This is a genomic window from Bradyrhizobium algeriense, from assembly GCF_003062295.1.
Lineage (GTDB): Bacteria > Pseudomonadota > Alphaproteobacteria > Rhizobiales > Xanthobacteraceae > Bradyrhizobium > Bradyrhizobium algeriense.
This window is the reverse complement of the sequence record NZ_PYCN01000096.1, coordinates 1-4,538: the sequence shown is the minus strand read 5'-3', so window position 1 is coordinate 4,538 and position 4,538 is coordinate 1. Positions and strand designations below refer to the sequence as shown.

The window sequence follows — 4,538 nt, the reverse complement described above, 5'->3', positions numbered from 1 at the left end:
CAACCAATCTGTCTGCCTCCTTCAGCAGGGCAGCCTCGAGTGGAGCACTGTCCCAAACTCCGGCAGCGACGAAATGATGGAGCTGATCGTAACCGACCCCGCTGGCGCGTGCCGCCATCGGTTGAACAAGCCGCAAATTCGAGAACCAGTGGCGCCGCCGATTTGGTCGGTAATCGCGTCAACACCCCTTGATCCTCAAGGTAGGCGATGAACAGCTTGGCGCACTCGACCGCGTCCTTGTTGAGGTCGCCGCGGAAGCGCGGCCGATGTCCCGCTTCGATCAAGGAGAACGAGGCCGCGTGCGCCTCACGGATTGCAGCCAGCGTGTAACCTTCCCCGCGCGCCCAGTGCGTCCAACTCGCAAGCAGCCGCATCCTCTCGACGATGGTAAGTGGCGTATATACCGGCACCATCAAGACGCTCGCGATCGATGCCAAGGCGCGCCTCGTCCCCAGCGATCCCGCCTCCACCAGCGAGAAGGCGCCAGACCTGCGCGTGATCGTCTCAGGTGTCGAGATCGGTGCCGCCTGGCGCCGGACTTCGAAGGACGACCGCACTTACCACTCAGTCAAGCTCGACGATCCGTCCTTCACCGCGCCCATCTACGCTAACCTCTTCGAAGGCGACAATGGCGAGTTTGCACTGATCTGGTCGCGCTGACCTACACCGCGGCGTCTCGCAACATCGCGGGACGCCGCGGACAGAGCCCTCGTTATTATGCGGAGCGGCACAGGCACAAAAGCCCGGGAAAACCGCGGCTACCAGCCAACGACTCCGCATAATCCCGCGCTACGCATAATCGACTCGGCCGCAGTAGACCCGGTGGCTAGGGCTGTTCTCGCCCGAGCGGCTGGTTTCGGGGACGATCCGGACGTTCTTGGCCCGGACCGAGAGGGTGACGATTTCGCCGACGTACTCGTTGTCGCCGGTCTTCTTGAAGGTGCCGATGGTCGCCATGGTGGTTCTCCTTGATCTCTGTCTTTCGAGCCCGCACCATTGCGGCCTCGATGGTGATCGACAGGCCGGAGGCGATCGACGGCGCACCCCGAAGGGGCTCGACAGCAAAGGAGAAACTTTCTTGTTTCGCGAGGAATGACGGCGCAGCCGGCAGGGGAAGAAAGTTGTGACGCCGCTGTTGCGCCATAGGCGGTCGAGGCTTCAGCCGGCCTTCGGCCAGATCAGTCCACGGATCTCCGCTTCCGCACGGCAGCACGCCCCGTTCACGAGTCGCTGGCCGTATCTGTGAGCCGTCGCCGTTTGGTCCATACCGCCTCGACGACCGCCACGAATCCGGCCACGCTGCGATGATCCGAGCCTCGGCGCGGGACATCTCTCAGTCCAGTTTCGACGATGAGGACCGCGGGCACTTTGGATTCCTGATCCAGTCCCGCCCACGTCGATGTGACGCTATCAGGCCCGCGCCAAGCCCCGGCCCGGCTGGTCCGGGCGCGGCCACATTGGTGAAGCAGATGAACGCCGTGATGCCGACGGCAATGGCGCCGAAGACCGCGAAGATCGTCGGCCAGGTGGGTGACGGCATCGCCATCTGGGCGATTTCATGCGTGGCGCTGTAACCGACGACGGTGGCGGGCGCGACATAGAGGAGGATCGAGGTATCATGCAGAAGAGTAATTCCGCCGAATAGCTCGGTGAGGAAGGTTCACTCCAGATAATGTCGATGATTACACCCTCGCCAAGACTCGTCGTGTTCCACCTGTCCGAGTGCGAATCAGTGGTCGGTCCCACGCCTTGATCCGGTGTTGATCAGGAGCCATCGCGTTCCGGCGGAAAGGTCATCTGCAACCGGGGTCGCTATAACTTTGCTTCTTTGTGGTCTGTCGTGAATGCGGTGTCGTGCCGATGCGTCAACTTTGGATACCCATTTCATTGACCAGCGTGCTGTATCGCCGGATATTTACGAGCGGCAGGTTGTGCTGCTCAGGGTCACCGCAATGAGAACGAACGATGGAAGTGTGATGCGCGACATGCGAAGCCGCATGCCCCATCGCTGTGTCTCGGCGGCGACCGGCGTCTGTTGTTGACCGTTTCGCCAAATCCAGATCAATCGACAATCAGACAGGAGCGCCGAGTCCGGCGATTGAGCACACATGTCGCAAGCCTATGTCATCGAAGTATCGGATCGAACCGCGGGTATCGTCGTTAGCGAAGAGCGCGGTTTTCGCTTCTTCTCGTCCGAACGCGCCTTCGACAGCCTTGACGGCGGCCATTTCGGCTCCGCGCGCGCCGCAGAACGCGCGGCAAGAGCGCTCGTCGAGCGGCGCCGACACGCAGGCAGCCGGGCGGCATATCATCTAGGAGCCTGTCCAGTTAGCTTTGGGAAGGCAGTTTTATCTTGATAATGGCGGCTCAGGCGGCCCTTGCGAGCTTGACGAGGTTGTGAGCGGTGCAGATGAGCGCCCATTCTGCGCTGACCTTTTCGATGCCGCGCAGCAGGAATTGCCTGAACCCTCTTGCCTGTTTGATCTGTCCGAACACGGGTTCGACGATCTGCTTGCGCAAGCGGTAGCGACTTCGGTAGCCGGCGCGCTTGAGCTTGGTGCTCATCCTGGCGATCAGCGAGCCGGGTCTTGAAGCCTTTTTCGCGGTGGCGGATTTGGTGCCGTGCTTCTGCCTTCCGGTGGCGATGTAGCCCTCGATGCGCCGCCGTTTGATCGTGCGAAGATTGGCGTCGGAGCAGTAGCCGGCGTCGGCCGATACTTCGTCGGGATTGGTCCCCAGATTGGCCGTGATCCCGTCGAGCAACGGCGCCAGTTGCGCCTGATCGCTGGAGGAACTGGTCAGCGTCTGCGCCACGATGATCTGATGGGCACCATCGACCGCGGCCTGGGCGTTATAGCCCTGGATGTAACCGTCCTTGGTCTTCAGGATGCGGCTTTCCGGGTCGGTGAAATTGCGTTGCGCCTTGCCGTCGGGCTCCGTGTTCGGCGGCGCGGACGTCTTGCCGTTCTTTTTGCCCCCTTCGGCGATGCGGCGCTCCTCGGCTTCGGCCCGCGCCTTGCGCTCCGCCTCGGCTGCGGCCTTGGCTTCGGCCTCCAGCGCGGCCTTGGCCTCGCGGATCTTCTCAAGCCGCTTCTGCTTGTCGGCCACCCAATCGGGCATCTCGTCGCCGCGCTTGTCGCCGTAGAGCTTATCCTCCTGCGCATCGGCGGCCTCCGCCGCCTTGAGCCAGCGGTCGACCTCCGCTGCAAGCTCCGCTTCCCGCTTCTTCATGCGATCATAGCTCATCGCCTTGTGCTTGGACGCGTTCGCCTTGATCTTGGTGCCGTCGAGCGCAACGTGCCCGAGCTTCACCAACCCGGCCTTCTCGGCCAGCTTCAACACCTGCACGAACAGGTCGGCCAGCGCCTTCAGGTGCCGCCGCCGGAACTCTGAGATCGTGCGGAAGTCCGGCGCATCGCCCGCCACGATCATCATGAAATCCGCCCGCTCCACCGCCGCCCTGGCGATCCGCCGCGACGAGTAGATACCGCTCGCATAGCCGTGTAGAAGCAGCGCCGTCATCATCCGCGGATCAAACGGCGGCTGCCCCAGCCCGCTTCGGTAGCTGCCTATGATCGCCGATAGATCAAGGCTTTCCCTGACCAGCGACACGATCAGCCGCGAAACGTGGTCCCTCGGCACATAATCCTGCACGCTCGGCGGCAGAAGCTGGGCCTCGTCGATCTTCCAGGGGCGAAATTCCTTGCTCATGGCTGCGCAAGGAATCAGACTCGCTCCCTCTTGACCAGTCACTACTCAGACAGGCTCCTAGGGGTTGATTAGCTGGTGCAGTGAGCAGCGCGGACCGACAGTGCTGCGCTCGCGCTCCCACGGCTAAGGAGTTAAAAGGCGTAGCGTCATTACACTCGGATTTCCTCGATCACTCTGCCCGGCCTTGCGTGGATGCCCGCATCCCGGCGTGGTTGCGGAAGTGTCCGCTACGTCACTGCATGTTTCTTAGTGAGTTCGCATCGCCGACGCTCAAAATACACTCAACAGCATCATCGGAAATCTCGAAACCAAACTCCCGCTCAAATTTGAGCACCAATTCGACCATGTCTAGGCTATCGGCGCCAAGGTCTTCGATGAGGCTGGCATTATCCACCACTTCATCGGGATCAACAACAAGCTGTTCGACCACGATAATCCTGGCGCGTACGGCAATGTCGATCATGTTTCAAGCCCGCATCGTTGCATCATGGCAAGAACGGCTCGTCATTCAGTCCGCCGTAGCAGGGCCGTCCACTGTCATGAAAGGCACTTGTGCCTGGACTTGCGGAACTTCGTGTTCCGAACCGTAAGGACCGCTCCGGCGAGATCGACATCGCCGCAGTGTAGGTCGAGGGCTTCCGATCGGCGCAGCCCCGTAGCGGCGATCAGCCCGAAGAGTGTCGCATAGGTCGCCGGAGGCAATCCGCCCTTGGGAGTCAGCCGCGAAGCGGCAGCAATAAGGTCGCAGACCTCCTGCTCTGAATAGATGTGCGGCGCGAGGCGGCGGTGTGAACGACCAAAGATCGCGGTCTGGGGAAACTCGGTGT

At 61.7% G+C, this 4,538-nt stretch carries 6 protein-coding genes and 2 pseudogenes; 2 read left to right on the top strand and 6 right to left on the bottom strand.

What is annotated here, in order from left to right; translation table 11 throughout:
- Window positions 1-127, bottom strand: a pseudogene (locus C7G61_RS42190) (transposase); the annotation flags it as partial.
- A gap of 257 nt (window positions 128-384) precedes the next feature.
- On the opposite strand from C7G61_RS42190, the gene C7G61_RS42180 reads away from it, so the two are divergent.
- On the top strand, window positions 385-660 hold the full coding sequence (locus C7G61_RS42180) for a DUF736 domain-containing protein (RefSeq protein ID WP_108523360.1): 276 nt from the start codon (window positions 385-387) through the stop codon (window positions 658-660).
- A gap of 138 nt (window positions 661-798) precedes the next feature.
- On the opposite strand, the pseudogene C7G61_RS47320 reads toward C7G61_RS42180, so the two are convergent.
- Window positions 799-1,044 (bottom strand): annotated as a pseudogene (locus C7G61_RS47320) (DUF736 family protein); the annotation flags it as partial.
- 1,028 nt (window positions 1,045-2,072) lie between these two features.
- On the bottom strand, window positions 2,073-2,228 hold the full coding sequence (locus C7G61_RS45405; protein ID WP_190242264.1) for a hypothetical protein: 156 nt from the start codon (window positions 2,226-2,228) through the stop codon (window positions 2,073-2,075).
- Between C7G61_RS45405 and C7G61_RS46835 the strand changes: the two genes are divergently transcribed.
- Window positions 2,154-2,357 (top strand): hypothetical protein, encoded by a 204-nt coding sequence (locus tag C7G61_RS46835; RefSeq protein ID WP_244608772.1) that lies wholly within the window; start codon window positions 2,154-2,156, stop codon window positions 2,355-2,357. The genes C7G61_RS45405 and C7G61_RS46835 overlap by 75 nt on opposite strands.
- 10 nt (window positions 2,358-2,367) lie before the next feature.
- Here the strand turns inward: C7G61_RS46835 and C7G61_RS42155 are convergent, their stop codons facing one another.
- The 3 genes from C7G61_RS42155 to C7G61_RS42145 all read right to left on the bottom strand — a co-directional run.
- Entirely contained in the window at window positions 2,368-3,711 is a 1,344-nt protein-coding gene (locus C7G61_RS42155) for an IS1182 family transposase (RefSeq protein ID WP_108523358.1), read from the bottom strand.
- A 232-nt stretch (window positions 3,712-3,943) separates the two neighbouring features.
- Entirely contained in the window at window positions 3,944-4,174 is a 231-nt protein-coding gene (locus C7G61_RS42150) for an acyl carrier protein (protein WP_108523357.1), read from the bottom strand.
- A gap of 74 nt (window positions 4,175-4,248) precedes the next feature.
- On the bottom strand, window positions 4,249-4,538 hold a 290-nt coding region (locus tag C7G61_RS42145; RefSeq protein ID WP_145963814.1), incomplete at its 5' end, for a tyrosine-type recombinase/integrase.

Coding starts and splice junctions, on each gene's coding strand:
- C7G61_RS42180 (WP_108523360.1), top strand. CDS start 385: ATGGTAAGTGGCGTATATACCGGCACCATCAAGACGCTCGCGATCGAT.
- C7G61_RS45405 (WP_190242264.1), bottom strand. CDS start 2,228: ATGGCCGCCGTCAAGGCTGTCGAAGGCGCGTTCGGACGAGAAGAAGCG.
- C7G61_RS42155 (WP_108523358.1), bottom strand. CDS start 3,711: ATGAGCAAGGAATTTCGCCCCTGGAAGATCGACGAGGCCCAGCTTCTG.
- C7G61_RS42150 (WP_108523357.1), bottom strand. CDS start 4,174: ATGATCGACATTGCCGTACGCGCCAGGATTATCGTGGTCGAACAGCTT.